Annotated in this window: 26 protein-coding genes and 1 other RNA gene; 8 read left to right on the top strand and 19 right to left on the bottom strand. The window is 53.4% G+C overall.

The annotated features are described in order from the left end of the window. Positions 1–6 precede the first annotated feature (6 nt). The 13 genes from INP77_RS11470 to mraZ are packed head-to-tail and all read right to left on the bottom strand — an operon-like array spanning position 7 to position 14,272. Positions 7–927: a D-alanine--D-alanine ligase gene (locus tag INP77_RS11470; RefSeq protein ID WP_194749194.1), complete on the bottom strand. Its 921-nt coding sequence runs from the start codon at positions 925–927 to the stop codon at positions 7–9. Then, positions 924–1,829, bottom strand: coding sequence for a UDP-N-acetylmuramate dehydrogenase (gene murB, locus INP77_RS11465; RefSeq protein WP_194749193.1), 906 nt, complete (start codon positions 1,827–1,829; stop codon positions 924–926). Before murB ends, INP77_RS11470 begins: the two co-directional genes overlap by 4 nt. Next, positions 1,826–3,235, bottom strand: a complete 1,410-nt coding sequence (gene murC, locus INP77_RS11460) for a UDP-N-acetylmuramate--L-alanine ligase (RefSeq protein WP_194749192.1) — start codon at positions 3,233–3,235, stop codon at positions 1,826–1,828. Before murC ends, murB begins: the two co-directional genes overlap by 4 nt. Next, on the bottom strand, positions 3,232–4,326 hold the full coding sequence (gene murG, locus INP77_RS11455) for an undecaprenyldiphospho-muramoylpentapeptide beta-N-acetylglucosaminyltransferase (RefSeq protein ID WP_194749191.1): 1,095 nt from the start codon (positions 4,324–4,326) through the stop codon (positions 3,232–3,234). Before murG ends, murC begins: the two co-directional genes overlap by 4 nt. Next, the gene (gene ftsW, locus INP77_RS11450; protein WP_228518902.1) at positions 4,323–5,489 is read right to left on the bottom strand and encodes a putative lipid II flippase FtsW; all 1,167 of its coding nucleotides are present in this window, start codon (positions 5,487–5,489) and stop codon (positions 4,323–4,325) included. Before ftsW ends, murG begins: the two co-directional genes overlap by 4 nt. Beyond that, a complete protein-coding gene (gene murD, locus INP77_RS11445; RefSeq protein WP_194749190.1) occupies positions 5,474–6,844 on the bottom strand; it encodes a UDP-N-acetylmuramoyl-L-alanine--D-glutamate ligase in 1,371 nt (456 codons plus the stop codon). The genes ftsW and murD overlap by 16 nt, the downstream gene beginning before the upstream one ends. Positions 6,845–6,872: 28 nt before the next feature. Further along, a complete protein-coding gene (mraY, locus tag INP77_RS11440; protein WP_194749189.1) occupies positions 6,873–7,976 on the bottom strand; it encodes a phospho-N-acetylmuramoyl-pentapeptide-transferase in 1,104 nt (367 codons plus the stop codon). A gap of 7 nt (positions 7,977–7,983) precedes the next feature. Beyond that, positions 7,984–9,348, bottom strand: coding sequence for a UDP-N-acetylmuramoyl-tripeptide--D-alanyl-D-alanine ligase (gene murF, locus INP77_RS11435; RefSeq protein WP_194749188.1), 1,365 nt, complete (start codon positions 9,346–9,348; stop codon positions 7,984–7,986). Continuing rightward, the gene (locus INP77_RS11430) at positions 9,345–10,775 is read right to left on the bottom strand and encodes a UDP-N-acetylmuramoyl-L-alanyl-D-glutamate--2,6-diaminopimelate ligase (protein WP_194749187.1); all 1,431 of its coding nucleotides are present in this window, start codon (positions 10,773–10,775) and stop codon (positions 9,345–9,347) included. The genes murF and INP77_RS11430 overlap by 4 nt, the downstream gene beginning before the upstream one ends. Beyond that, positions 10,772–12,499 (bottom strand): penicillin-binding protein 2, encoded by a 1,728-nt coding sequence (locus INP77_RS11425; protein ID WP_194749186.1) that lies wholly within the window; start codon positions 12,497–12,499, stop codon positions 10,772–10,774. Before INP77_RS11425 ends, INP77_RS11430 begins: the two co-directional genes overlap by 4 nt. A gap of 25 nt (positions 12,500–12,524) precedes the next feature. Next, on the bottom strand, positions 12,525–12,803 hold the full coding sequence (gene ftsL / locus INP77_RS11420) for a cell division protein FtsL (RefSeq protein ID WP_194749185.1): 279 nt from the start codon (positions 12,801–12,803) through the stop codon (positions 12,525–12,527). Positions 12,804–12,839: 36 nt separating this feature from the next. Beyond that, the gene (gene rsmH / locus INP77_RS11415; RefSeq protein ID WP_194749184.1) at positions 12,840–13,829 is read right to left on the bottom strand and encodes a 16S rRNA (cytosine(1402)-N(4))-methyltransferase RsmH; all 990 of its coding nucleotides are present in this window, start codon (positions 13,827–13,829) and stop codon (positions 12,840–12,842) included. Then, positions 13,826–14,272 carry a division/cell wall cluster transcriptional repressor MraZ gene (gene mraZ, locus INP77_RS11410; protein WP_194749183.1) on the bottom strand — a complete coding sequence of 149 codons (447 nt, stop codon included), beginning with the start codon at positions 14,270–14,272 and terminating at the stop codon, positions 13,826–13,828. The genes rsmH and mraZ overlap by 4 nt, the downstream gene beginning before the upstream one ends. A 331-nt stretch (positions 14,273–14,603) precedes the next feature. Between mraZ and INP77_RS11405 the strand changes: the two genes are divergently transcribed. Then, a complete protein-coding gene (locus INP77_RS11405) occupies positions 14,604–14,978 on the top strand; it encodes a glutaredoxin family protein (protein ID WP_228518901.1) in 375 nt (124 codons plus the stop codon). Between the two features lie 332 nt (positions 14,979–15,310). Continuing rightward, on the top strand, positions 15,311–16,507 hold the full coding sequence (locus INP77_RS11400) for an OmpP1/FadL family transporter (protein ID WP_368667939.1): 1,197 nt from the start codon (positions 15,311–15,313) through the stop codon (positions 16,505–16,507). A gap of 69 nt (positions 16,508–16,576) precedes the next feature. Here the strand turns inward: INP77_RS11400 and INP77_RS11395 are convergent, their stop codons facing one another. The 3 genes from INP77_RS11395 to rnpB form a co-directional block, all read right to left on the bottom strand. Further along, the gene (locus INP77_RS11395; RefSeq protein WP_194749182.1) at positions 16,577–17,743 is read right to left on the bottom strand and encodes a mechanosensitive ion channel protein MscS; all 1,167 of its coding nucleotides are present in this window, start codon (positions 17,741–17,743) and stop codon (positions 16,577–16,579) included. 105 nt (positions 17,744–17,848) lie between these two features. After that, the gene (locus INP77_RS11390; RefSeq protein WP_194749181.1) at positions 17,849–19,459 is read right to left on the bottom strand and encodes a diguanylate cyclase; all 1,611 of its coding nucleotides are present in this window, start codon (positions 19,457–19,459) and stop codon (positions 17,849–17,851) included. 376 nt (positions 19,460–19,835) lie between these two features. Beyond that, positions 19,836–20,178, bottom strand: an RNA gene (rnpB, locus tag INP77_RS11385) — RNase P RNA component class A. 61 nt (positions 20,179–20,239) lie between these two features. On the opposite strand from rnpB, the gene ung reads away from it, so the two are divergent. Beyond that, a complete protein-coding gene (gene ung / locus INP77_RS11380) occupies positions 20,240–20,932 on the top strand; it encodes a uracil-DNA glycosylase (RefSeq protein WP_194749180.1) in 693 nt (230 codons plus the stop codon). Here the strand turns inward: ung and pyrC are convergent. Then, positions 20,929–21,963 carry a dihydroorotase gene (gene pyrC / locus INP77_RS11375; RefSeq protein ID WP_194749179.1) on the bottom strand — a complete coding sequence of 345 codons (1,035 nt, stop codon included), beginning with the start codon at positions 21,961–21,963 and terminating at the stop codon, positions 20,929–20,931. The genes ung and pyrC overlap by 4 nt on opposite strands. A gap of 12 nt (positions 21,964–21,975) precedes the next feature. Beyond that, positions 21,976–22,833, bottom strand: coding sequence for a 16S rRNA (cytidine(1402)-2'-O)-methyltransferase (gene rsmI, locus INP77_RS11370; RefSeq protein ID WP_194749178.1), 858 nt, complete (start codon positions 22,831–22,833; stop codon positions 21,976–21,978). A gap of 92 nt (positions 22,834–22,925) precedes the next feature. On the opposite strand from rsmI, the gene INP77_RS11365 reads away from it, so the two are divergent. The 3 genes from INP77_RS11365 (at position 22,926) to INP77_RS11355 (ending at position 24,344) form a co-directional block, all read left to right on the top strand. Beyond that, positions 22,926–23,282: a YraN family protein gene (locus INP77_RS11365; protein ID WP_194749177.1), complete on the top strand. Its 357-nt coding sequence runs from the start codon at positions 22,926–22,928 to the stop codon at positions 23,280–23,282. 79 nt (positions 23,283–23,361) lie between these two features. Next, positions 23,362–23,931 carry a BON domain-containing protein gene (locus INP77_RS11360; protein WP_194749176.1) on the top strand — a complete coding sequence of 190 codons (570 nt, stop codon included), beginning with the start codon at positions 23,362–23,364 and terminating at the stop codon, positions 23,929–23,931. A gap of 125 nt (positions 23,932–24,056) precedes the next feature. Continuing rightward, positions 24,057–24,344 (top strand): DUF3579 domain-containing protein, encoded by a 288-nt coding sequence (locus INP77_RS11355; protein WP_194749175.1) that lies wholly within the window; start codon positions 24,057–24,059, stop codon positions 24,342–24,344. A gap of 1 nt (position 24,345) precedes the next feature. Here the strand turns inward: INP77_RS11355 and INP77_RS11350 are convergent, their stop codons facing one another. Next, entirely contained in the window at positions 24,346–24,846 is a 501-nt protein-coding gene (locus tag INP77_RS11350; protein ID WP_228518899.1) for a TlpA disulfide reductase family protein, read from the bottom strand. A 269-nt stretch (positions 24,847–25,115) separates the two neighbouring features. Between INP77_RS11350 and trxA the strand changes: the two genes are divergently transcribed. Further along, entirely contained in the window at positions 25,116–25,442 is a 327-nt protein-coding gene (gene trxA / locus INP77_RS11345; protein ID WP_194749174.1) for a thioredoxin TrxA, read from the top strand. A gap of 81 nt (positions 25,443–25,523) precedes the next feature. Then, positions 25,524–26,783, top strand: coding sequence for a transcription termination factor Rho (rho, locus tag INP77_RS11340; protein WP_194749173.1), 1,260 nt, complete (start codon positions 25,524–25,526; stop codon positions 26,781–26,783). Positions 26,784–26,817: the final 34 nt, after the last annotated feature.

Raw genomic sequence — 26,817 nt, 5'->3', positions numbered from 1 at the left:
TCCTCGTTACGCGTCACGCAAGGTTTGTTGCAAAATACGGATCACCAAGGCATCAAAGTCCATGCCGGCCGCTTTTGCTGCCATCGGCACCAGGCTGTGATCGGTCATGCCCGGGCTGGTATTCACCTCCAGAAAATAGTGTTTACCGGCCTCATCCATCAAAAAGTCCACCCGTCCCCAGCCTTTGCAGCCCAGCACCTTGAACGCCTGCACGGCTTCGGCCTGGATCTGTTGCTCCTGCTCGGCAGACAAGCCACAAGGGCAGCGGTACTCGGTGTCGTCGCGCAAATACTTGGCCTCGTAATCGTAATATTCGTTTTTGGGCACAATGCGCACGACAGGCAGTGCGGTCTCGCCCAGAATACCGACGGTATATTCACCGCCACCGACAAACTGCTCGGCAATCACCAGCGGGTCTGACTGTTTGGCCAATGCATAGGCTGCCTGCAAATCCCCCGCCTGCTTGACCTTGCTGACACCGATGCTGGAACCTTCATTGGCCGGTTTCACAAACAGCGGCAAACCCAGTGCCGTGACGACATTTTCAACATGGGTACTGTCATCCATGAGCACATAGTTAGGCGTGGTCACACCCGCAGCCGTCCACAACAACTTGGTGCGCCACTTATCCATGCCCAGTGCCGACGCCATGACGCCGCTGCCGGTATAAGGGATGCCCATTAACTCAAGCGCCCCCTGTATGGTGCCGTCTTCACCAAAGCGGCCATGCAAGGCAATAAAGGCACGGTCAAACTGCTTGAGCGCCGACAAGTCCTGGCTGGCCGGATCAAAGGCATGCGCATCCACGCCCTGGCGCTGCAAGGCCGCCAGCACAGCCGAGCCACTTTTGAGCGACACTTCACGCTCGCCGGAACGACCGCCGAACAACACGGCCACTTTGCCAAATTGAGACTGACTTGTACTCATGCTTGTAAAACACCTTCCCCAATTACTTTTACTTCTTGCATCAATGCCACGCCCTGTTTGGCGCGCACGGTGGTTTTCACGTGCTCAATCAGGGCTTCAATATCCGCCGCGCTGGCCTGCCCCAGATTCACAATAAAGTTGGCATGCTTTTCAGAGACCTGCGCGCCACCGATGGTGGCCCCCTTCAACCCTGAAGCTTCAATCAGCCGCGCAGCAAAATCGCCTTCAGGATTTCTAAAGGTAGACCCTGCACTCGGCATATTCAGTGGCTGGCTGGCCAAGCGCTTGGCCAGCAACTGCTTAATCTGCTCGGCTGAGGCCTTGCCATCCCCCGCAGGCACTGCAAACCAGCCGCCCAAAAACCACTCATCTGCCGCCGGATGCGCCACATGACGATAGCTGGGCTGGTATTCAACTTTTGCACGGGTTTGCACGATGCCGGCACGGTTAATCGTTTTTACCTGATCCACCCATTGCCAGGTTTCTCCTCCGTAACAACCGGCATTCATCGCCAGTGCACCGCCGACGGTGCCCGGAATGCCAGCCATAAACTCGGCCCCAACGCGGTCCTGGCTGGCAGCAAAGCGCGCCAGTTTGGCGCAGGTCACGCCAGCATCCGCATAAATACGCTCACCGTGCATCTCCAGCGCTTGCAGCGCCTGATGCATGACCACCACTGTGCCGCGCACTCCGCCATCCCTTACCAGCAGATTGCTACCCAGGCCAATAAAAGTCAGCGGCTCGCTGGCCGATAATTGCTGCAAAAACTGCTGCAAGGCTTCTACGCTGTCAGCCAGCACCAGGCGATCCGCCGGGCCGCCGACACGCCAGCTGGTATAGCGGGCCAAAGGCTCGTTCTTGAGCACTTGCAAGCCTGAGGTTTTCACACGGGTGGCACTCATACGCTAGCCATTTCCCGTGTTTTGGCCGCCACGCTACCGATATTGCCAGCGCCCATCACTACCACCACATCGCCAGGCAACACACTCTCAAGAATGGCTGCAGGCAGCTCTTCGGTGGTTTCCACAAAGCGAGGCTCCACCTTGCCGTTGACGCGGATGGCGCGGATCAGGCTGCGCGTATCCGCCGCCACAATCGGTGATTCGCCCGCCGAATACACTTCGGTCAACAGCAAGGCATCCACGGTCGACAGTACTTTTACAAAATCTTCAAAACAGTCGCGGGTGCGGGTATAACGGTGCGGCTGGAAGGCCAGCACCAGACGGCGACCCGGGAAGGCGCCGCGCGCGGCTGCAATCACCGCCTGCATTTCAATCGGGTGATGCCCGTAGTCATCCACCAGCGTGAAGTGTCCACCGGCAGGCCCGCCTTGACTGATCGGGATTTCACCATAACGCTCAAAGCGACGGCCCACCCCGCGGAACTCAGCCAGCGCCTTGAGGATGGCGGCATCCGGTACATTCAACTCAGTAGCAATCGCAATTGCCGCCAGCGCATTCAGCACATAGTGGTGGCCGGGCAGGTTCAAAGTCACTTCATTACGCACGGTCACGCCGTTTTTGCGCACCAGGGTGAAATGCATCTTGCCGTTGTCGGCAACAATATTTTCCGCGCGAATCACGGCCTCTTCGTGCGTGCCATAGGTGGTCACCGGCCGGGTGACGCGCGGCAGGATTTCACGCACATTGGCGTCATCGATGCACAACACAGCCATGCCCCAGAAAGGAATCTGCTGCAAGAACTCGACAAACGCGGTTTTGAGTTTGTCAAAACTGTGCTCGTAAGTGTCCATGTGGTCCTGGTCGATATTGGTCACCACTGCCATGATCGGGGTCAGGTGCAAGAACGACGCATCAGACTCATCCGCCTCTACCACGATCAATTCACCGGTACCCAAGCGCGCATTGGCGCTGGCCGCTTCAAGCTTGCCGCCAATCACAAAGGTCGGGTCCATGTCGGCCTCTGCCAGAATGCTGGCAATCAGGCTGGTAGTGGTGGTTTTGCCATGCGTGCCTGCCACGGCGATGCCTTGCTTGAAGCGCATGAGTTCGGCCAGCATGACCGCACGCGGAATCACGGGCACTTTGCGCGCACGCGCGGCGATGATTTCCGGGTTTTCTTCATTGATCGCACTGGATACCACCACCACATCTGCATTGCCAAGATGCTCGGTGGCATGGCCCTGAAACACGGTGGCGCCAAACCCTTGCAAGCGTCTGGTGGTGGCATTGCTGGCCAGGTCTGACCCGCTGACTTCAAAGCCCAGGTTCAGCAGCACTTCGGCAATGCCGCTCATGCCCGAGCCGCCGATGCCGATAAAATGAATTTTTTTGACTTTATGTTTCATAGTGCTTTAAGTTTTCCGTTGTTCTCGGCCAGTTGCTGGCAAATCGCTGCCACCTGGCGCGTGGCCTGTGGCCTGGCCAATGCGCGCGCTTTTTGCGCCATCGCCAGGCAAGTGGCTCTATCCAGTGTTTGCAACAAGGCGGCCAATGAGCCAATGTCCAGGTCACGCTGTTGAATCAGCTGCGCCGCGCCTGCTTGTGCCAAATACGCGGCATTGGTGGTCTGGTGATCATCCACCGCAAACGGGAAGGGCACCAGAATGCTGGCAGCGCCCACATTGGCCAACTCCGCCACGGTCAGGGCTCCAGCCCGGCAAATCACCAGATCTGCCCAGGCATACACTTCTGCCATGTCATGAATAAAGGCGCGGCAATCAGCCGCCACACCTGCCTCGGCATAGGCTTTTTTCAAAGCCTCAATCTGTTTTTCACCAGACTGATGAATGATCTGTGGCCGCGCATTGGTCGGCAACTGCGCAAAAGCCTGTGGCAACAAGGTGTTCAATGCCACCGCGCCCAAACTGCCGCCAACCACCAGGACCCGCAACACGCCGTGATGCTCGGCAAAACGCTGTTCGGGTGTAGGCAAGGTGGTAATGCCTTCACGTACCGGATTACCGACCATTTCCCCTTTAGGTCCCAACGCATTGGGGAAGCCGGTCAATACCCGATTTGCCAGCTTGGCCAGCACTTTATTGGTCAACCCCGCCACCGAGTTTTGCTCATGAATCACCAGCGGTACGCCAGCCAGCTTGGCCATGACGCCGCCTGGAAACGCGGCAAAGCCGCCCATGCCCAACACAACATCGGGCTGATGTTGCGCAATCGCTTGCCTGGCTTGGGCAAATGCACGCAGCAGCTTGACTGGCAAGGTCAACCAGCCCATCACTCCTTTACCGCGCACGCCTTGCATGGTCATCATGGCTTTTTCATAGGGTTTGTCTGCAATCAGGCGGTTTTCCATGCCCCCCTCGGTGGCCAGCCAGACAATCTGCCAGCCTTGTGCATGCAAGGCATCGGCCACGGCCATCGCAGGATAGACATGGCCGCCAGTGCCGCCCGCCATCACCAGTAATGTGTATGCTCGGGTCATGACTGCAAGCCTTTCTGCAGACGACGGTTTTCAAAATCGATTCGCAGCAGCACGGATAAAGCGATGCAGTTAGCCAATATGCCGCTACCACCGTAAGACAACAGTGGCAAAGTCAGGCCTTTGGTGGGCAACAGGCCCATATTCACGCCCATATTGATAAAACCCTGCACACCCATCCAGACGCCGATGCCTTGTGCCAGCAAGGCCGAGTAATAACGTTCATTGGCAACGGCTTCTTTGGCAATGCTAAAGGCGCGGATCACCAGCCAGGCAAACAGCAAGACCACGACCAGCACACCCACATAGCCCAGCTCTTCCGCCACCACGGCCAGTAAAAAGTCGGTATGTGCCTCTGGCAGGTAGAGCAGTTTTTCCACACTGCCGCCCAGACCCACACCCCAAAACTCACCACGACCAAACGCGATCAGGGCATGCGATAACTGATAACCGGTATCAAATGGATCATCAAACGGATTCAAAAAGCCTTTCATGCGCTCCAGACGATAGGGTTCCATCACCACCAGACCAATCACCGCCAATGGCAAGGCGCCCAGCATGGCCAGAAACACCTTGAGATTGACGCCGCCCAGCCACATGATGGAAAACGCAATCGAGGCCGTGACAGCAAACGCGCCAAAATCGGGCTCTTTCAACAGCAGCACGCCGACAAACACCATCACACCCAGCATGGGTAAAAAGCCTTTTTTAAAGCTGTGCATGCTGCTGGCCTTACGCACGGCATAGTCCGAGGCGTACATGGCAATAAACAGCTTCATAAGTTCTGAAGGCTGCAGATTCATGATCAACAGGGAAATCCAGCGGCGGCTGCCATTGACCACTTTGCCGATGCCGGGGATCAACACCAGAATCAGCAGCACAATGCCGGCAATAAACAGGTAGGGCGACATCTTTTGCCACCAGGCCATGGGCACTTGAAACACCACGATGGCCGCCCCCAAGCCGACAGAAATATACAAAGCCTGACGCACCAGGAAGTAGGTGCTGTTATGGCCAAACATCTTGCTTGAGTCTGCGTAGGCGATGGAGGCCGAATACACCATGACCATGCCAAACGCCAGCAGTGACAGCACCACCCACACCAGCGACTGATCATAGCTGGGCGAGTTATAGCGCTCACGCGACATCATCAACGGCCCAAGCATGCGGCCTCCATGGCTTTCACAGCCTCGACAAATACCTGTGCGCGGTGTTCGTAGTTGCGGAACATATCAAAACTGGCGCAGGCAGGGGACAGCAAGACCGCATCGCCCGCCTCAGCCAGTGTTTTGGCAATATGCACTGCCGCGGTTAGATCAACGGCATCGACCACAGGCAATTGCAAGTGCTGCAAGACCTGTTGAATTTTGGGACCATCACGGCCGATCAACACCACAGCGCGTGCATGGTGCAACACGGCATCACGCAAGGGATTAAAGTCCTGGCCCTTGCCGTCGCCGCCCGCAATCAGCACCACTTTTTGTGGTTTGCCCTGTTTGAGCATGCCGCTGATGGCAGCGCAGGTCGCGCCAACATTGGTGCCTTTGGAGTCATCGTAAAAGTCGACATCCTCAATGTTGGCCACCCACTCCACGCGGTGTGGCAAGCCGGCAAACGACTGCACGGTATGCAGGATGGAAACTTTGTCTATGCCGATGGCCTGCGCCAGCGCAATGGCAGCCAGCGCATTGGCAATATTGTGTTTGCCGCGGATCTGCAGGGTATCGGCTTCAATATAGTGGCGATTACCCGCGCACAGCCAGCCTGCGTCATTGAGGCCGTAATCATTGATGCTAGGGGCCGGGTTAACGCCGAATGAAATCTGCGGCATGGCACCAGCCAAGGCCATGCTGGCAGGATCATCACGATTTACCACGGCAATGCGGGCATGCTGGTAGATACGGGCCTTGGCCTGCGCATAATCGGTCATGCTGTCGTATCTATCCATATGGTCCTCGGACAGATTGAGCACCGTGGCAACATCAATCTCCAGGCTGTGCGTGGTTTCCAGCTGAAAACTGGACAGCTCCAGCACATAAACGTCTGGCGCGGGCATGTGCAGCGTATCCAGCACGGGCAAACCGATATTGCCAGCCACAATAGTATTGAGACCGGCCTGTTTGCAGATTTCGCCCACCAGCGAGGTCACGGTGGTTTTGCCGTTGGAGCCGGTGATGGCAATCACCTTGGCATAAGGCGCACGGAAGCGCGCAAACAGCTCGACATCACCGACCACGGCTTTGCCTTGTGCCATCAGATCGGCCAATACAGGCTCTTTCAGTGCCACACCCGGGCTGGCCACAATCAAATCCATCGCCGCCAGCAAGCTGCTATTAAAAGGTCCAAGATGGTATTCGACCTCAGGAAATTCTTCTTGCAGGCGATCCAGGCCTGACGGATGCGGGCGTGAGTCAAACATCACCACTTCTGCGCCCATACCACGCAGCCAGCGCAACGCCGAGAAGCCGGTATCACCCAGTCCCAGGACAGCAATGCGTTGGTGTTCGAAGTGTTTTTTCATGTGTTTGCCTGACAATGACGTTTTCGTCTTATCTCAATTTCAGGGTGGATAATCCCACCAGCACCAGCATCATGGTAATGATCCAGAAACGCACGACGACCTGTGTCTCTTTCCAGCCCTTTTGTTCGTAGTGGTGATGCAAAGGCGCCATCAAAAAGATGCGTTTGCCGGTACCAGTCATTTTTTTGGTGTATTTGAAATACAGCACTTGCGCGGCCACCGAGAAAGTCTCAATCACGAACACGCCGCCCATGATGAACAGCACGATTTCCTGACGTACAATCACGGCGACCACGCCCAGGGCCGCGCCCAGCGCCAATGCGCCGACATCGCCCATGAACACTTCAGCCGGATAAGCGTTAAACCACAAAAAGCCCAAGCCCGCACCAGCCATTGCCGCGCAGAACACCATCAACTCGCTGGCGCCAGCCACATAGGGAATCCCCAGGTATTTTGAAAACACGGCATGCCCGGCAACATACGAGAAAATCGCCAGCGCACTACCCACCATCACAGTAGGCAAGGTCGCCAGACCATCGAGACCGTCGGTCAGGTTGACGGCATTGCTGCTACCGACAATCACCAGGTAGGTCAGCACAATAAAACCGGTGGCACTCAGCGGAAACACCAGGTGCTTGAAGAAAGGCACAATCAGTGTGGTTTCTACAGGGGTGCTGGAGGTCGCGTACAGAAAGCCTGCCACGCCAAAACCGATCAGGCTTTGCCAGAAATATTTTTCTTTGGCAGACAAGCCCTTGGGATTTTTAAAGACCACTTTACGGTAGTCATCGACCCAGCCAACCGCACCAAAACCCAAGGTAGTGATCAACACCACCCAGATAAAGCGGTTATGCAAATTGCCCCAGAGCAAGGTAGACACGGCGATGGCGACCAGAATCAATGCGCCGCCCATGGTCGGGGTGCCGGCTTTGACCAGATGAGTTTGTGGACCATCATCACGCACCGCCTGACCGACTTTGTATTCGGTCAGCTTGCGTATCATGGCCGGGCCGACCAGGAATGAAATCGCCAAGGCCGTCAGTGTCGCCAGCACGGCCCTGAAGGTGATGTAGTTGAATACATGAAACCCATGCACATCCGAAGCCAGCCATTTTGTTAGTTCTAGTAACATACTCTTCCTATTTCCCCACCTGTTCAGTGGCTTGCGCCTCAACCAACGCCTGTACCACGCGCTCCATTTGCATGAAGCGTGACCCTTTGACCAATACGATGTCTTGCGCAGTCACCGCCTGATTTAAGGCCTCGACCAGGCTAGGCAATGACTCAAAATGTTGTGCCTGCGGCCCAAACGCCTGCGCAGCGGCTTTAGTCAGGGTGCCCAGTGCATAAAACTGACGTATGCCCCGGTCTTTGGCATAGCGGCCAATCTGTGCGTGCATGGCCTCAGCATCCGCGCCGAGTTCGCCCATGTCGCCCATCACAAACACGCTATTCGCGCCCAGGCTGCTGAGCACATCGAGCGCCGCCTTCATCGAATCCGGATTCGCGTTATAAGTGTCATCAATCAGGCGCGCACCACAGGCCGCGGTTTTTTGTTGCAAACGGCCCTTGACGCCTGCAAACCGGGCCAAGCCTTGCGCCACTTCGGTCAGACTGACACCCGCGGCCAGACAGCTCGCAGCAGCGGCAAGTGCGTTCATCACGTTGTGAGCACCTGGCACGGCCAGCGTGACCTCGACAGACTCATCTTGAAAGCTAAGCTTGAACTGACTGTCACCAGCCAGCATTTCACCCTGCACATCGGCCGCCTGCTGCATGCCAAAGCTCAACACCCGGCGCGCAGGATTCAAGCCGCGCCAGTAATCGGCAAAGTCGCTATCGGCATTGATCACGGCGACCCCGTCCGCAGCCAATCCGGCAAAGATTTCGCCCTTGGCCTTGGCAATGTTTTCCCGTGACCCCAGTTCACCAATGTGCGCAGTGCCCGCATTATTGATGACCGCCACATTTGGCCGCGCCAGACGCGTCAGGTAATCAATCTCACCGAGATGATTCATGCCCATCTCGATCACGGCGCACCGGTGCGTTGCGCGCAAACGCAACAGGGTCAGCGGCATGCCGATATCGTTATTAAAGTTACCGGCGGTGGCCAACACCAGATCGGTGCCGCCGACATGCACTTGCATAATCGCGGCAATCATTTCTTTGGTGGTGGTTTTGCCGTTACTGCCAGTGACCGCAATCAGTGGCAATGCCAATTGCTGGCGCCACCAGCTGGCCAGCTGGCCTAACGCCAGGCGGGTGTCTTTCACCAGCACGGCAGGCAAATCGGTCTCTACGGGCTTGCTGATCAGCGCTGCCACCGCGCCTTGCGCAGCCACTTGCGGCAAAAAGTCATGGCCGTCAAATTTCTCACCCGGCAAGGCCACAAACAATTGCCCGGGCAGTACGCGGCGACTGTCGGTATCTACCGAAGTCACTGTGACGTCGTTGCCCAGCAAAGTGCCTTGCAATACCTCGGCGATGGTTTTCAGCGCAATCATGCGTTCACCTTTTTCTTCAATGCGCTTTGTACCCACTCCGCATCACTGAACGGATAGCGGATGCCCTGGATTTCCTGATAATCCTCATGCCCCTTGCCAGCCACCAACACCACGTCGCCTTTGCTCGCCTGGCTAACCGCCAATGCAATCGCCTTGGCACGGTCAGTCTCGACCGCGGCTTCACGGCGCATACCCTCGGCAATCGCCGCAATAATGGCGTAGGGATTCTCACTGCGCGGATTGTCATTGGTCATCAACACCAGATCGGCCAATTCATCTGCAATGCGCCCCATTTCACTGCGCTTGCCACTGTCACGGTCACCGCCACAGCCAAATACACAAGTCAGCTTGCCGCGGGTTTGCATGCGCAAGGTATGCAGGGCTTTCTCCAGCGCGTCTGGCGTGTGGGCATAATCCACCACCACCAGAGGCAGGTCGCCACCACCAAACATCTGCATGCGACCAGCCACCGGCACCAGCCCCGAGACCGCCTGCAAGGCCGCAGGCAAGGCTACCTGGTTGGCCAGCAGGCTGCCCAGTACCGCCAATGCGTTATACACATTGAATTGGCCCAGCGCGTGCAATTGCACTTCGCCAATGCCATGCGGTGTACGCACCTTGATTTCAAAACCGGTGGCATGCATGGTCACGGCCGTGGCACAAATATCTGCCTCTGGTTGCAAACCATAACTGATCACGGTTTTGCCCTGCTTGCGCAGTTCGGCAATCAAGCTGGTACCAAAGGCATCATCCAGATTGATGACCGCAGCTGACAGGGTCTGCCAGTCAAACAATTTGCGTTTTGCAGCCTGATAAGCCTCCATGGTCAGGTGGTAATCCAGATGATCACGCGTCAGGTTGGTGAACACAGCCACATCAAAGGCCACCCCATTCACACGCCCCTGATCCAGGCCATGCGAAGACACTTCCATCGCCACCATCTGCACCTGGTCCAGCACAAAGTTGGCCAGCATGTTTTGCAACTCTACCGGGCCCGGGGTAGTGTTTTGCGTGGGCTGCAAGTCTTCGAGCAGGCCATTGCCCAGTGTGCCAATCACAGCAGACTGCCGCTGCAAAAAGCGGTAAGCCTGCGCCAGCCAATGCGTGACCGTGGTTTTGCCGTTGGTGCCGGTAACACCCACACACCACAACTGCTCGGATGGATTTTTGTAAAACTGGCTGGCGATATGGCCCACCTGATATTTCAGCTCGGGAATGGCAATATTGTGGACTTGCCAGTCAGGGTTCCAGTCAAAGCCCTCACTATCCCAGATCACAGTATTCACACCTTTGGCAATGGCATCGGCAATGTAATCGCGACCATCGCTGTGCTGACCAGGATAAGCGAGGAACAAGCCATGCTTTTCCACCTTGCGGCTATCTGCCGTGATGCCATGGACGGGCGCGGGAATAATGTATTTACTCACATCGCCTCCTTGACTTCAGCCGCATCCGCAGGCGGCGTCACAGGCAGCGCATTGCCGTCTTGCGGGATCACCAGCATACGCAACACATCATTCATCACCGCGCTAAACACCGGCGCCGCCACACTACCACCGTAGTATTCGCCATTGCTCGGTTCGTCTATCATCACCGCCATAATCAGGCGCGGATTAGAGGCGGGCACCATGCCAACAAACGAACCCACATATTTGTCGTGCTCATAGCCATGGTCACCGAGTTTGTGCGCCGTGCCGGTTTTACCCGCCACGCGGTAACCGGTGACTTGCGCCTTGATCGCGGTGCCGCCAGGCTGCACGACCAGCTCCAGCATATCCTTGACCGAATTGGCCACTTTGGCTGAAAACACCTGACGCCCGACAGGTGGCTCGGAGAGTTTATTCAGTGTCACCGGCAGCAATTCGCCCTCGTTGGCAAACACGGTATAAGCACGCGCCAACTGCAACAAGGTCACGCTGATACCGTGCCCGTAAGACATGGTGGCCTGCTCAATCGGACGCCAGGTCTTGTAATCACGCACCTTGCCAGAGGCCTCACCCGGGAACCCGATTTTGGTAGGTGAGCCAAAGCCGAGTTGCACATAGGTGTTCCACAATTGCTCGCGGTTTAAATCGAGCGCCATTTTGGCCGAACCGACGTTAGAGGACTTCTGGATCACCTGTGACACCGTCAATACCTGATTCGGGTGTGCATCGTGAATGGTGGCGGTCCCAATACGCAAAAAGCCGGGGGCAGTCTGGATTTTGGTATCGGGCTGGTAAGGGCCAAATTCCATGGCTGCTGCCGCTGTGACCGGCTTCATGGTCGAGCCTGGCTCAAAAATATTGACGATGGCCGAGTTACGCAATTTGCTGGCAACATTGACCGGATTGTTCGGGTTGTAAGTCGGGATGTTAACCAAGGCCAGCACTTCACCGGTTTTGGCATCCAGCACCACCGCTGCCGCCGCTTTGGCTTTGTGTTTTTCTACCGCACGCGACAACTCGCGGTGCACCACATATTGCACGGTGCGGTCTATGCTGAGTACCAGATCCTGACCATCATGCGGCAGTTTGACCGCGACCAGATCCTCGACAACATGCCCCTTGCGGTCACGCACAAAGTCACGCTTGCCCGGCGTGCCAGACAGAACATTGTTGCGATAGAGCTCCATGCCCTCTACGCCGGTGTCATCCACGCCCGTGAAACCGACGATATGCGCCGCCACTTCTGCCGCTGGGTAGAAGCGTTTGTATTCTTTTTGACTGAATACGCCGGGCACTTTCATCGCCATCACCTGTTTTGCCACATCGGGCGCCACTCTCCGTTTGATATACACAAATTCTTTTTTCTTTTTCTGCAACTTCTGTTGCAGCTCTTTGGGTGGCATCTCGAGCAATTTCGCCATTTGCTTGAGCTGCGCCGCCGTAAACTGTACGTCGGTCGGGTTAGCCCATACCGACTCCACTGGCAAGCTGATCGCCAATGGTTTGAAGTTACGGTCATAAATCTTGCCGCGATGTGGCATCAACACCACTTTGCGCCGCGAAAACGCCTCACCCTTTTTAATCAGGTAATCCTTGTGCAAGGTTTGCAGGTAAAACCCGCGCCCCAGCAACAGGACAAAACTCAGTAGCAGCAAGACCAGCAGCGTTCTTCTGCGCCAGGCCGGCAGCTTGACCAGCTTGTGTTGGCTTTCCTTAAGCAACATGACTGTTGATCCTCGTCACGCCTGCTCAGGGCGCCGCTGGCGCATCCAGCAAAATGACCTGCGTTTGCTGCATGCTCGGGCTGTGCATATGCAACCGGGTGGTCGCAAACTCTTCCAGGCGCGAATGCATGGCCCAGGTGCTCTGCTCAATTTGCAACTGGTCATACTCGGTCATGTACTGTTTGGTCAGCATTTCTTGCCGGTCCAGCTCAAAATACAGTTTGCGCGCCTTGTATTGGGCCGTGACCACACCCAGCGCCATCGCAATCGTCAATGCAAACAAAATCAAATTGAGCCGGATCACTGGTCTAAGCCTTGTTCGAACGATGGCATCATTTAACTACTGCACCGTGGTGCGTTCAGCCACGCGCAAAACCGCGCTGCGTGAACGTACATTTGCTGCCACTTCAGCCTTGCTTGGCTTGATCGCCTTGCCCACGGGCATCATGCGTGGTTGTGGCAAGTCCTTGGCGCGTACAGGCAAGCCTGCGGGCAGGTTGTCACGATCGGCTTCCGACTGAATAAAGCGTTTGACGATGCGATCTTCCAGCGAATGGAAGCTGATCACCGCCAGACGGCCTTGCGGGCGCAACAAACGTAAGCAATCCGGCAACACTAGCGAGAGTTCCTCAAGCTCTTGATTGACGAAAATCCGTAAAGCCTGAAATGTGCGCGTTGCAGGGTTCTGGCCCGGCTCATTCTTGGGGATGGCGCCTGCCACGATCTTGGCAAGTTGTCCTGTAGTGGTGATGGCATGCCCATCTTCGCGCTCTTTAACAAGCGCCCTTGCAACCTGCTTAGCAAACCGTTCTTCACCATAATCTTTAATCACCTCCACCAATTGTTTTTCTGGCATTTCAGCCAGCCACTGTGCCGCAGTCTTGCCGCGGCTTTGATCCATACGCATGTCCAGCGGCCCGTCAAAACGGAAACTAAAACCACGCTCACCCTCATCAATCTGTGGCGACGAAATCCCCAGATCGAGCAAAATGCCATCCACCGCCTGCACACCCAACGACTCAAGCACCCCCGCCATGGAGGAAAAATGCGCATGCACCATGCTAAAACGCGCATCAGCAATCGCCTGCCCATGCGCAACAGCCGCCAGATCACGGTCCAGCGCGATCAAACGGCCTTCACTACCCAGTTGGGAAAGAATGCGGCGACTATGTCCGCCACGGCCAAACGTCCCGTCCACATACACGCCATCCGCCCGCACATTCAAGGCATCCACCGCCTCATGCAACAACACGGTGATATGACTGGCGGCAGCTGGTGACACTGACGTTTCCGTCAAGGACGCGGGCGCTGACTTCGCGCCCCGCGTCATAGCGAGAATCCTTCGAGTTCTTGTGGAATCTGTAATTGATCTGCCGCCATCAGGCTTTCCAGCTGCTGATCCCATGCGGCCAGATCCCACAATTCAAAATGACTACCCTGCCCGACCATCATCACCTCCTTGTCGAGCTTGGCAAATTTGCGCAGTACAGCATTCACCAGCAAGCGGCCCGCAGAATCCAGATGCATCACATCTGCCTGACCGACGATCATGCGCTGAATACCACTGGTTTGAGGATTAAAACTGGACAAACTGGTCAACTTGGTCTCAATCGGCTCCCAAGCTGCTTTTGGATACAAAATTAGGCAACGGTGAGGATGCGCAGTCAGCACAACCTCCCCCTGCCCACCGGCCGTCAGGACGTCACGATGCTTGGCCGGCACACTTAGCCGCCCCTTCGCATCCAAACTCAACTGTACCGCCCCGCGAAACATCAATTTTGATCCTTAACCCTATTTCTTGTTGAAAAAAGGAATAATTTCCCACAATTCAACACAAAATCACCCTTTTGCACACTATAGATAAAAAAAAAGTGCTTGGCAAGCACTTTGGGTGAAAAAATCTCTTTTAAAGACAATGACTTAGAGCATTTTAACAAAGCAATTCAAATCAACGCATTGGCGCAATTAATACATAAAGTTGTTTAATAAGGATAGCTATCCCATTGAAATTATTGAATAATTAAAAAACAGTATTTTCTGGCGATTTTTTAGGCAAAAAATAGGTCTAGGCAAGCATGCCCGCCATCCCACATACACTCTTTTGATGAAACTTTCCCCACGCTTAAACTTCCTGATTTTAGGGACAGCGATTTTGCTGGCCATGCAATGGCATACCTGGTGGTTTTACCTGAACCCGCCACCAGATTTTAGCCATGGGCAAGTGGTGCTCTACGCCACCGACTGGTGCCCCTATTGCGAAAAAACGCGCGCACTGCTGGCAACGAAAGGCATTCCCTATAAGGAAATGAATATCGAAACCTCAGAAGAAGCGCGCAGCCAATACCAGCGACTGGCGGCAAACGGCGTTCCCGTCTTATTAGTGGCAGGAGAGGTGGTGCGCGGCTACCACCAGCAGAGAATGGAAGCCCTATTAGATGCCTGGCAACGGGAACACAAACCAACTGCTCTAACCAAATAATACGACTGACGCTAAACCATTAAAAATGCCTGACATGCGCTTATTTAGCCTAAGGCCCTCTCAAACAGACCACTCAACAATGATTACCGCTATAAACATATAGGAAAACTTCCTTAAAAAAGATATGCTTTTGCAAAATTGGCCCATGCATCCCTGTTTAATCGCCCAATCAAATACGTTGTAAAAGCGGTATAACTGGCGGGTCCGAATACATAGTTAAAAAGTTAACTTATCAATTAGACCCTAGCCAAAATTAGACCTCAGTCATGCCACCGATGATATTCCGCACAATCCGTTTACTCCCACTCCTTTTAATGGCACTGAGCCTGCCAGTGCGGGCAACCAATGGCATTCTGCTCATTGGTTACGGCGCTGAATCCACCCTGATGGGCGGAGCGGATACCGCTGTGGCACGGGATACCAGCGCACTGAATACCAACCCGGCCGGGCTGGTGCAAATCAAAAGCAAGCAGTTCGATGCTTACGGCTCACTGCTGCGCACCACCCATCTCGAACAGGTTGACGCGCGCAATGACCAACACGCAGATAATCGTTATACCTTATTGGCTGGTGGCGGATATGCACAAGCACTGGAGGATCTACCCTGTACTGCGGGCATCGGCTTTTTTACCCAAGGCGGGGCCGGGGCGGTGTTTAAGCATATCAACACGCCGTTTGGCACCAATGACGAAATGTACTCTTTGTTTGGTATCGCCAAAATCACGCCGGGCATGGCTTGCCAGGTGAATGACCGTTTATCCGTAGGCGCCGTACTGAGCATCAATTACGCCAGCATCAAGCAAGGTTTTTTTTACAACACTTCTGTCCCGAACAACGTATTTTCAGGGTTTAAAAACAAAGGTGCAGATACGATACGCCCAGGGTTTAAGGTAGGCGTGCAATATCGACTGGATGAGCAATGGACACTGGGCTTTAGCTACACCGAAAAAACAGAATTGCCACTGACTGGCGGGACATCATTGGTGAATAATGGCGCATCTGGGGTGGTCCGTTATCGTGACTTGAGCATTAAGGGGTTTGCACTGCCGCGCGAGGTAGCGATTGGTGCTGCATTCAAACCGGATGACCGTTGGCTGCTCTCCGCCAAAATCAACTGGATACAATGGAGCGATGCCATTAAGGATGTCACCACCACTTGGCAAGATCCTGACAATCCATCAGCAGCGAGTCAACTGAGAACGGTCAACCCGCAGAACTGGCATGATCAACTGGTCTACGCCCTGGGCGCGGCCTATCGCTACGACGACAAAACGACGCTATATGCAGGTTACAACTATGGTAAGAATCCGGTACCCAGGCAAAATTCCAGCGCGCTGTTGGCGGCGACCCTAGAACAACACATCACGCTGGGCATGGCTCGCAAGCTTGATGCCAACTGGAAAATCACTAGTGGTATCGAATGGCTGCTGCCCAAAGACGTGACTTACAATAGCAATGTGTTCGGACAAAATACCGAAGCGAATAACGGCGGTTTTTTCCTGCACATGATGCTGAGCAAACAGTGGTAAACAGACACAGGTTAAGCTGAGTTCAGCTTAACCTGCCAGATGACTTTCACTGGACAATGGCGCCAGCCCTTAATGTCCCTGACCGCTCTTGAGAATGTCAGTATTAAATCCAAATACCTTGCCCGCCCAGAGAAATATGACCCAGGCGAGCACCCCAAACGGCAAATACCCGGCAAAGCCCAGCAGCGGCATTTCGACATAAATATGTATTACATTCACGTAAGGGATATCGTATACCCAATAATTAGGGTTGGTGACCGGCAATACGGGATGCGCGCTACCATAGTTCCACACCTCCCAGAACAAGCCGTTAATGATGGCACTCAGCGCCATTAATAGCACTGGACTCCAATTGCCTTTTGCGACATCGGTAAATGGCGTCCAGATGCCCAGCAGCATCAATATGGCGCTAATGCCGATTAAAGGCGCAATCCACATGGCCCAAAATAATGGATATGGCCAGAACGGTACGGCAGCCAACAAGACAAAGCTCAGATATAACATCGGCTTGGCTGGCAGTGAGAGCGCAGGACCTTGTGCATAGCGTGCGACAAATTTTGGAAACGCATTGAGCAAGGTATACCACTCAAAAATCGCCGGCCACACAGTGGTATACGCAAACAGAAAAATCCATACGATCTTGGCATGGCTTAATGCAGGAATATCATCTGTATTGGGGTAATACCAGTTACCCAAGGCAAAATAATCAAAATACTCAAAGAAATACCAGCCACCTAGCGAGACAGCCGCACTGATCAGAAATGTCTTGGGGCGGCTGGCAAACAGCGAGTAGCCGCCCGCATAGCGGAATGTCAGGCCATCGAGCACAAAGATAAATCCCCACCACATGGGGGTGAACGCGTAATACACCAGATCACCAAACGGGGTCGTACGCGCCCACATCAACCACCAGAAAAACAGCGTGACCACCATCCCGGCCCAAAACCACCAAGGCAGGGCGCGCGGGACAGGCTGCGGAGAAGGTGCGACAGGCTTAAAGCCAAACCATTGCGGGAAGAGTAAAAAAATCGCGACCGCGGCTTCGAGCAGAGCAATGACAACAAACACGATCAAATTAAAGCCAGGCGGGTCTTCAACAAACTGCGGCGGAAAAATACCGAAGCCAGGCGGAAGATGCGTAGATGGATAAGCAAACCAGGATGAGATCAATGGGATGAGTATCATCGCCAAAATGGTCATCACCAGCGCAGAACGTGTTGTTGCAGCTGCAAACATAAATTCCCCCTTGATTGACTAACAATATGTTGCCCCAATGCTGCGCACTGATGAACATGGCATCCTTAGCGCAACTGATCTTGCCGTGTTACGGCTCTTGTTTTGTTATTGTATTTTGCGCACGCGCTTATTTTCGTACATGCGCATATCCGCCAAACGCATAAACTCAGAGATATTATCAACCTCATAATAATAGGCGGACCCTGCGCTGGCCCCGGAAAACTCAAACCCCTCACGGCGCATATTTTCAACCGCCTCTTGCAACGCCTGCTCTACAACGACCACCTCACCTTTGTGACTTAATACGGCAAACTCATCCCCACCCAATCGATACAAGATGAGCGTACTGCCTAAATAATGCTGATATTTTTTTGCAAAGCAGATCAGCAACTCATCTCCACGTGCATGCCCGTAATGATCGTTATAAAACTTAAGTCCATCCAGATCAATAAAGGTCAGGCTACTCTGCATGGGTAGCCGATCCAGCGCTTTTACAAACGCATAGCGATTAGGCAGGCTGGTTAAAGCATCCGAATTGGCTACTTTCTCCGTCATGCCCAGCGCCTCTAATGCCTCTTCTTTTTCTTTATGCAATTGGGCAAATTGAAAAGAAAGCACCAATGCAAGCAATACCACCTCAATGGCCACACTCACCAAGCCCAGATGTTCGATATACAAATCAAACTGTTGATGCATTTTGCTTAGGCTGATCGTAATAATCCCCGACACAAAAAACAGGCTAATCGCGATTAAATAGCGTTTGGCAGTGGCATTTTTACGCTGGCTTTGCCTGATGGCCGTAGCCAGCCCATAACATAAAAACAGCCCAACTTCATAGCGGCAAAATTCCAATGCCCAATTGGGGAAAGCAATGGCCAACAACAAAAACAATATCATCACCACTAAAATCACCCGCCCCGCCGCATAGAGTCGCTTGTGTTGATACGGGTTGATTTCCAGCAAATGCATCACAAACAGGATGTACGCAATACTGGAAAACAGGATAGGCATCGAAGCCCAATAGATGGAGTGAAGATTAAACAGGTCGGAAAGAACAAGCAGGGCGGCACTGTTAAAAAGAAAATTACCCGCAATAAAAATGGCATACATGGCCTCCACTTTACGATTACGGCTGGTCGCCAGTACCGTATAGTAGATGCCCAACCCCCAAAAGACCCCCAAGCCAAACAGCGTCAGCGCATTTCCACGCTTGATGGCATGCATGTAGCTGGCCTCATCATCTAAATAAGGCTCGGGAATCGCCAAATAATTGGTAGAAATCAGTTGCGTAGCCAAGACATATTTACCTGGTGCCAGATTGACACTGCGGCCATGCCTCAAGAAAAAGGGATTCTCAATTCGACGGCCAATCCCCCCTTCCAGCTTCGCCACCTCATGCCCTTGCTCGTCATACACCTGATGCTGGAAATACTCTATGGTACTGGTATTTTTGAAATCAACCACATACGCGTTGTTTGTCTTGATTTCAAACGAAGCAATATAAAGATAATGCCCGCCTCTCGGACTCACCGTCGCAACAGGCGCGTACTTTTGACGCAGTGGATCAGAGAGAAACTGCTGGGGACTTTGCCCGCCTTTATAGGCATGGACTAGCGACCAGACACCCTCTATCGATTGAGGAGAGGCCTGCACCAAGCCAATGGACAGCACAGCGATGATGATCGCTATGATCCCCCTGCCCAAGCTACTCAACATCCCCATCATCCATCACCGTTTTTATTGATTAATACGCAAACTATACAAGAAAGTCTCGCGAACGCACAGCTTCAAAGGCTACCTGCCAGACTGCCCTTAACACGTCTTTTCAAAACGCCAGACTGATCGAAAATCAATCACCGCAACTGTGACAGCCCGCAAATACCTTCCCGTAGAACTAAAAGGAATATCAAGCCGTTGTAGAGACTCTACTATATTGTTGATTTAAGCGTCTTCATCTGCGTCAGGAAGAGCCCCGTCGAGGCCCAGCATGCTTTAACAGCCCACAGCACATGACTCATTGAGGAATAGATGGGTGAGGCGGCCTGATCTACGGCCAAGGAAGCGACCACTTGGAAAGTGATCGCGAAATAAAAAGTAAAGCCAACCGGTAAGCCGGGTTCTGTAACTACTTGCGTAGCTGACAGTCATTCCTCTAGGCGTGCAATTACTCACACGCTCAAGCTATCTACCCGCTGGCAGCGCGAGCCACGCCTTATTACTTGCGTAAAATGCCAGCCTATTTGATATTGCTGCAGATGGAGGTTACCGCGTTTCACATCCACCTCACTAAAGAGGCTTACTCGTCTCTGTGGCCCTATTCCTCGCCTTATACTGTTGCCAGCTTTCAGCGTACGGCCGTTAGCCGTCATCCCGCTCTGTGCAGCCCGGACTTTCCTCCCCCTGTTTGCACAGGCGGCGACTGTCTGGTTGGCTTCATTGCTATTTTACCATGCCTGAACGAACACCCTATAATGTGCGGAATTATCCTGGACTTGAATGCTCATGACCTCAACAGAAAAACCCGGCCAACTGGACCCGACCTGGCAAGCCGTGCTTGGCGCAGAATTCGATCAGCCTTATATGCACTCGCTCAAGGCTTTTTTGCAACAGGAAAAAGCGGCCGGTAAAACCATTTTCCCGCCAGGCCCTCTGATTTTTAATGCCTTTAATCACACGCCCTTCGATAAAGTCCGCGTGGTGATTATCGGCCAGGACCCTTACCATGGGCCGGGGCAAGCCCATGGCCTAAGCTTCTCCGTGCCTGCAGGCATCGCACACCCTCCTTCACTCATGAATATTTTTAAAGAGATTGAAGCCGATCTTGGGGTGCGCATGAGTGGGAGTGGCGACCTGACACCTTGGGCGGATCAAGGGGTGCTGTTACTGAATGCCACCCTGACAGTACAAATGGCCAATGCCGGTTCGCACCAGAACCGTGGCTGGGAGCAGTTTACTGATGCGGCGATTGCTGCATTGAATGCACAGCGGACAGGCCTGGTGTTTGTGCTGTGGGGCAGCTACGCACAAAAGAAAGGGGCCATAATAGCCCCCAATAAACATCTGGTTTTAAAATCGGTGCACCCTTCACCACTCTCGGCGCACCGTGGTTTTTTTGGCAATCACCAGTTTTCCAAAATCAATGACTATCTGGCTGCACAGGGCCAAGCGCCGATCAACTGGCAACTTTAAACCAGCTTCCATGCCACAGTCTGCCCGGCGCGCAACGGCACCAGCGCATCATCCGCAAAAGGAATGCTCTCAGGCACCAGCCAGCTTTGTTTGTGCAAGGTCACCTGAGTAGTATTGCGTGACAGATGGTAAAAATCCGGGCCATAAAAGCTGGCAAAACCTTCGAGCTTATCCAGCGCGCCCGCCTCTTCAAAGGCTTCGGCGTATAGCTCAATCGCCGCATGCGCGGTATACATGCCTGCGCAGCCACAGCTAGCTTCTTTGGCAGATTTTGGATGTGGTGCGCTGTCTGTCCCCAAAAAGAATTTGGGCGAACCGGAGGTCGCGGCTTTGACCAGTGCGGCGCGATGCGTTTCGCGCTTGAGCACCGGCAGGCAGTAATGATGCGGACGGATACCACCAGTAAACATGGCGTTGCGGTTCATCAGCAAATGATGGGCGGTGATGGTGGCGGCCAGATTGGCTGGCCCGGCCGCCACAAACTCGGCGGCGTCTTGCGTGGTGATATGCTCAAACACCACTTTAAGGCCAGGAAAATCCTTGAGCAGCGGTTGCAAATGGCGCTCGATAAATACTTTTTCACGGTCAAACACATCGACATCGCCATCGGTGACTTCACCGTGTATCAGCAAGGGCATGCCCTGCTTTTCCATCTCGGCCAATGCGGCTGCACATTTTTGCAGGCTGGTCACGCCTGAGTCGCTGTTGGTCGTAGCGCCCGCCGGATAGAGTTTGACCGCATGCACCACCCCAGATTGACGTGCCGCAGCAATTTCACTGGCAGGCGTATTATCTGTAAGATACAGCGTCATCAGGGGCTCGAACACCATGCCGGCTGGCAAGGCTTGTTTAATGCGCTGATAGTAAGCCAGCGCGGCCTCGGCGGTGGTCACAGGTGGCCGCAAGTTGGGCATCACGATGGCGCGTGCAAACTGTTTAGCCGTATCCGGCAATACGGCTTTCAAGCCTTCGCCATCTCTGAGATGCAAATGCCAGTCATCGGGACGGGTGAGGGTAATTTTGGTTGTCATGCATTCATACCTTTATTCATGAGTATTGGCGGCCTTGAACGCCAGCGCCGCTTCATAGAGTTCATTTTTTTTCTGGCCGGTGATATCGGTGGCCAGTGCCACCGCCTGCTTGAGGGGCAACTCCTGTAACAGGCGTTGCAGTATCCTTAATGTTTCCTCATCCAGACCCTCGGCTTTTTCCTGCACATCAGCATGTAGCAGCAAGACAAACTCGCCACGTTGCTGGTTGGGGTCTGCCTGCAACCAGGCGACCGCTTCGGCCAAGCCACAGGTGTGTATGGTCTCGAAGGTCTTGGTCAGCTCGCGCGCCAGCGTCAGCTGACGGTGACCACCCAGCACAGCGGTCAGGTCAGTGACACATTCCACAATGCGATGGGGAGCCTCGTAAAACACCAGCGTGGTTGGCAGCGTTTTCAATATCTCTAACCGCTTGCGCCGCTGCGAGCCACTGGCGGGCAAAAAACCCTCAAAGTAAAAACCGGGCTGTGCGATGCCTGCGGCCGACAATGCCGTAATCACGGCGCTCACGCCTGGAATCGGCACCACCGCCAATCCTGCCTGCCTCACCCCTTGCACCACCAGCGCACCAGGATCACTGACAGCAGGTGTACCGGCATCGGTCACCAGGGCAATCGACTCCCCAGCCTGCAGACGCTTGATCAAGCCTTGTGCCGATTGCTGCTCGTTGTGTTCATGCACCGCCAGTAAAGGCTTGCTGATGCCCAAATGCCTTAACAACCCCACCGTATGCCGGGTATCTTCTGCGGCAATCGCATCCACCAGCTGCAATGTGCTGATTGCGCGCTGCGTGATATCGCCCAGATTGCCGATAGGCGTCGCAACTACATATAATGTGCCTGACTCTGTCATCGCGCTATTTTATGCCATCGCAGGCATTTCGCTAAGTTGTTTCATTGCGTATTCAACAACGCAAATGCAGGCATTATTCTGGTGAGAACCCTATGAAGCTGAATCAAAACAATCAGGGATTGGCTGCGGAGCAAGCCGCTGCGCGCTTTCTGCAACAGCAGGGCCTCACTCTGGTGACACAAAATTACAGCTGCCGCTATGGCGAAATTGACCTCATCATGCACGAAAAGAACACGCTGGTGTTTGTAGAAGTGCGCTTGCGCAGCAACCGGGCATTCACCAGTGCGGCCGACAGTATTCATTATCACAAGCAGCAAAAACTGCTGCGCGCCGCGCAGTATTACCTGCAAAGCCTGAATCGCCAGCCGCCCTGCCGGTTTGATGCCATTCTGTTTGACAACAGCAGCTACCAATCGCCAGAATGGATTCGTAATGCAATCGACACATAAAAAGCGTAGAATTTTATGCTTGAATGCCTGTCACATTAGCTCATCCGTTTGTTTCACCTAGTCATCACAAGGAATTCTCATGATCAAAAAACTCTCACTGATCGCATTGGTATTATTGACCGTGCAATTGACAGGCTGCTTCCCGGCTGTCGTTGGCGGTGCCGCAGTCGGTGGCTCAATGGCGGCAGACCGTCGCACCTCAGGCATTTATGTTGAAGACGAGAATATTGAACTCAAAACAATGAAGCGCATGTCGCAATATATGGATAAAGCTTCACATATCAATGTGACCAGCTATAACCGCATCGTGTTGCTGACTGGGGAAGTGCCTAACGCCGGACAACAAGCCCAGGCTGAAACGCTGACCCGCGAAATCTCAAACGTACGCAGCATACACAATGCCTTAACCATAGGCTTTGCCTCTTCTATCAGTGACCGCACCAATGATGCTTACATCACCACCAAGGTCAAAGCCCGTTTTGTCAGCGAAAATATGTTTCCGGCCAATGTCGTTAAAGTCGTGACCGAAGCCGGTGTGGTTTACCTGATGGGCATCGTTTCTGAAAAAGAGGCCAATGATGCCGTCGAAATCGCCAGAAGCACCGAAGGCGTGAGCAAGGTGGTCAAGGTTTTCGAATACACCAACTAAGGATAGGCGGCATCAGTCGCGATGCGGACACATTGCAGTCTTGCTGTGCGCCTTGCACGCGACCCAGTGCACATACTGATAACGCTTACCCCTGACTATTAATTTGTTTTTTTTAAGGAATCCGCATGGAAACTCAGGAAATTATTATTCAAGGCATCACACTGGCAGGGAAACCTTTCCGCCCGAGCGACTGGGTAGACCGGATGTGTAGCACCTATGCCAGCTTTGGCGTTGACAAGAAGCTGCGCTACTCGCCCTATTTGAAACCAAAACTGGTCAACAATGTACGCAGCCTGTCTGTGGATATGAAGCTTAAAGACGTGAATCCGGCTGGCTTTGAGCAGCTGATGCAGTTTGCAAAAGAGAACCAGTTGAGCGTGATCAACCCAGCCGGCGAAGCAGTCAACATTTAGACTAGGGCTTTACGGGGACATTAAACGCGGATTCCTTGAGTAACTGCTCTAACCAGGCGCGACTCAACGCGCCGCGTTTAACTTGATACAAGCGGCCATCTGGCGCATAAATATAGGTAGTGGGCAAAACTTCAGGCTTGTGAGCCGTCGGCTTTTGCGCCTCACCGAGCACCACCGGATAAGAAATCAGCATATCATCGGCATACTTCTTGACTGAGGCCACAGACTCATACTGGACCGCCACCCCGAGCACCATCACGTTTTGATTAACATGGGCATCATAAAACGTCACCAGTTCAGGCATTTCTTCAAGACAGGGCGGACACCAGGGGGCCCAGTAATTCACCACCAGCCAACGCCCTTTGTATTGGGAAAGCTGATGTTTATGACCAGCCATATCCTGCATCACCCAGTCCTTGGTCGCCTCCTGCGCCTGGGTCTCGCTCATGCTTGATAATAGCCATAGACTCAGCCATCCGATGCGCAACATGTTAAATAACATCAAGCCCTCTTGTTTTTAATGAAGATACGCCGCATTTACAAACAATAATGCAGGGAAAAACTTGATTATGCTTGAAAACTGTTGCTATACTAGCTGCAATCTTTTTAGTAATTTCAGTTTTCAGCAAATTACTCATTCAAAAATAATTGATTCAACTGATTCAAATAACGTTTAGCCTAAACAATATTTAGTCAAACACATTCAGAATTTTTCTGTTGATACCCTGTCTACTATTGACTTACATCCTTCACCAATCTTAAGAGGCAATAATGAGCGACAACATTACCCATTTAAGCGACGCCAGCTTTGAACAAGAAGTATTGCAATCCACGATTCCGGTACTGGTTGATTACTGGGCAGAATGGTGCGGACCTTGCAAGATGATTGCGCCGATTTTGGATGAGATCAGCAAAGAGTATGCGGGTCGCCTGAAAGTTGCCAAGCTCAACATTGATGACAACCAGAACACACCGCCTAAATATGGTATCCGTGGCATTCCCACGCTGATGTTATTCAAAAACGGCAATGTTGAAGCCACCAAAGTGGGCGCCTTGTCCAAATCTCAACTCAGCGCGTTCATCGACAGCAACATCTAACTTCTTTACCCGGTTTCAACGTCTGCGAAACCGGGTTTCCTTTTCAATCTCTCAGATGTTTTTCAATCTTGCGAGTTATTCATGCACCTATCCGACCTTAAACACCTTCCTGTGACCGAACTGGTCGAAATGGCGATCGCCAACGACATTGAAAATGCGAGCCGTATGCGCAAGCAGGATCTCATTTTTGCCATCCTTAAAAACAAGGCAAAAAAGGGCGACAGCATTTTTGGTGATGGCACGCTGGAAGTGTTGCCTGACGGATTTGGCTTTTTGCGCTCACCCGATACCTCCTACCTGGCAGGTCCCGACGACATTTACGTCTCCCCTTCACAGATTCGCCGCTTCAACCTGCACACAGGTGATAGCATTCAAGGTGAAATCCGCACGCCTAAAGAAGGCGAACGTTACTTTGCGCTGGTCAAGGTAGACAGCGTCAATGCCGAGGCGCCCGAAAATACCAAACACAAGATTCTGTTTGAGAACCTGACCCCGCTATTCCCGACCATCCCACTGACGCTGGAACGCGATATCCGCGGTGAAGAGAACATCACCAGCCGTGTGATCGACATGATTGCACCTATTGGTAAAGGTCAGCGCGCCTTACTGGTCGCCAGTCCGAAAAGCGGTAAAACGGTGATGTTGCAAAATATTGCACACGCGATTACGGCCAACCATCCTGACTGTATTCTGATCGTATTGCTGATCGACGAGCGCCCGGAAGAAGTGACAGAGATGACTCGCTCAGTGCGTGGCGAAGTGGTGGCTTCAACCTTTGACGAACCGGCCACCCGCCACGTACAAGTGGCTGAAATGGTGCTGGAAAAAGCCAAACGCCTGGTTGAGCACAAAAAAGATGTCGTCATCCTGCTCGACTCCATCACGCGTTTGGCGCGTGCATACAATACGGTGATCCCGTCTTCCGGCAAGGTCTTGACAGGTGGTGTGGACGCCAATGCCCTGCAAAAACCAAAACGCTTCTTTGGTGCGGCACGTAACGTCGAAGAAGGCGGTTCGCTGACCATCATCGCCACGGCGCTGGTTGATACCGGCTCACGCATGGACGATGTGATCTACGAAGAATTCAAAGGCACCGGCAACATGGAAATCCATCTGGATAGACGCATGGCCGAGAAACGCACTTACCCGGCGATCAACGTCAACAAGTCGGGCACCCGCCGCGAAGAACTGTTGCTGGATAAAGATGTGTTGCAGAAAATCTGGGTATTGCGCAAATTGCTCTACCCCATGGACGACCTCGAGGCGATGGAATTCTTGCTTGATAAAATCAAGGCCACCAAGAGCAACAACGACTTTTTTGACAGTATGCGTCGCGGCTAATGCTGCCAACGATACAAATATTTTTGAGATTGTG

It is taken from the genome of Methylophilus sp. 13, from assembly GCF_015354335.1.
Taxonomy (GTDB): domain Bacteria; phylum Pseudomonadota; class Gammaproteobacteria; order Burkholderiales; family Methylophilaceae; genus Methylophilus; species Methylophilus glucosoxydans.
This window is presented reverse-complemented; position numbering and strand designations above follow the sequence as displayed.

Excerpts from the sequence above, each read along its gene's own strand:
- INP77_RS11470 (WP_194749194.1), bottom strand. The coding sequence starts at position 927 with ATGAGTACAAGTCAGTCTCAATTTGGCAAAGTGGCCGTGTTGTTCGGC.
- murB (WP_194749193.1), bottom strand. The coding sequence starts at position 1,829 with ATGAGTGCCACCCGTGTGAAAACCTCAGGCTTGCAAGTGCTCAAGAAC.
- murC (WP_194749192.1), bottom strand. The coding sequence starts at position 3,235 with ATGAAACATAAAGTCAAAAAAATTCATTTTATCGGCATCGGCGGCTCG.
- murG (WP_194749191.1), bottom strand. The coding sequence starts at position 4,326 with ATGACCCGAGCATACACATTACTGGTGATGGCGGGCGGCACTGGCGGC.
- ftsW (WP_228518902.1), bottom strand. The coding sequence starts at position 5,489 with ATGCTTGGGCCGTTGATGATGTCGCGTGAGCGCTATAACTCGCCCAGC.
- murD (WP_194749190.1), bottom strand. The coding sequence starts at position 6,844 with ATGAAAAAACACTTCGAACACCAACGCATTGCTGTCCTGGGACTGGGT.
- mraY (WP_194749189.1), bottom strand. The coding sequence starts at position 7,976 with ATGTTACTAGAACTAACAAAATGGCTGGCTTCGGATGTGCATGGGTTT.
- murF (WP_194749188.1), bottom strand. The coding sequence starts at position 9,348 with ATGATTGCGCTGAAAACCATCGCCGAGGTATTGCAAGGCACTTTGCTG.
- INP77_RS11425 (WP_194749186.1), bottom strand. The coding sequence starts at position 12,499 with ATGTTGCTTAAGGAAAGCCAACACAAGCTGGTCAAGCTGCCGGCCTGG.
- rsmH (WP_194749184.1), bottom strand. The coding sequence starts at position 13,829 with ATGACGCGGGGCGCGAAGTCAGCGCCCGCGTCCTTGACGGAAACGTCA.
- mraZ (WP_194749183.1), bottom strand. The coding sequence starts at position 14,272 with ATGTTTCGCGGGGCGGTACAGTTGAGTTTGGATGCGAAGGGGCGGCTA.
- INP77_RS11405 (WP_228518901.1), top strand. The coding sequence starts at position 14,604 with ATGAAACTTTCCCCACGCTTAAACTTCCTGATTTTAGGGACAGCGATT.
- INP77_RS11395 (WP_194749182.1), bottom strand. The coding sequence starts at position 17,743 with ATGTTTGCAGCTGCAACAACACGTTCTGCGCTGGTGATGACCATTTTG.
- INP77_RS11390 (WP_194749181.1), bottom strand. The coding sequence starts at position 19,459 with ATGTTGAGTAGCTTGGGCAGGGGGATCATAGCGATCATCATCGCTGTG.
- ung (WP_194749180.1), top strand. The coding sequence starts at position 20,240 with ATGCTCATGACCTCAACAGAAAAACCCGGCCAACTGGACCCGACCTGG.
- pyrC (WP_194749179.1), bottom strand. The coding sequence starts at position 21,963 with ATGACAACCAAAATTACCCTCACCCGTCCCGATGACTGGCATTTGCAT.
- rsmI (WP_194749178.1), bottom strand. The coding sequence starts at position 22,833 with ATGACAGAGTCAGGCACATTATATGTAGTTGCGACGCCTATCGGCAAT.
- INP77_RS11365 (WP_194749177.1), top strand. The coding sequence starts at position 22,926 with ATGAAGCTGAATCAAAACAATCAGGGATTGGCTGCGGAGCAAGCCGCT.
- INP77_RS11360 (WP_194749176.1), top strand. The coding sequence starts at position 23,362 with ATGATCAAAAAACTCTCACTGATCGCATTGGTATTATTGACCGTGCAA.
- INP77_RS11355 (WP_194749175.1), top strand. The coding sequence starts at position 24,057 with ATGGAAACTCAGGAAATTATTATTCAAGGCATCACACTGGCAGGGAAA.
- INP77_RS11350 (WP_228518899.1), bottom strand. The coding sequence starts at position 24,846 with ATGTTATTTAACATGTTGCGCATCGGATGGCTGAGTCTATGGCTATTA.
- trxA (WP_194749174.1), top strand. The coding sequence starts at position 25,116 with ATGAGCGACAACATTACCCATTTAAGCGACGCCAGCTTTGAACAAGAA.
- rho (WP_194749173.1), top strand. The coding sequence starts at position 25,524 with ATGCACCTATCCGACCTTAAACACCTTCCTGTGACCGAACTGGTCGAA.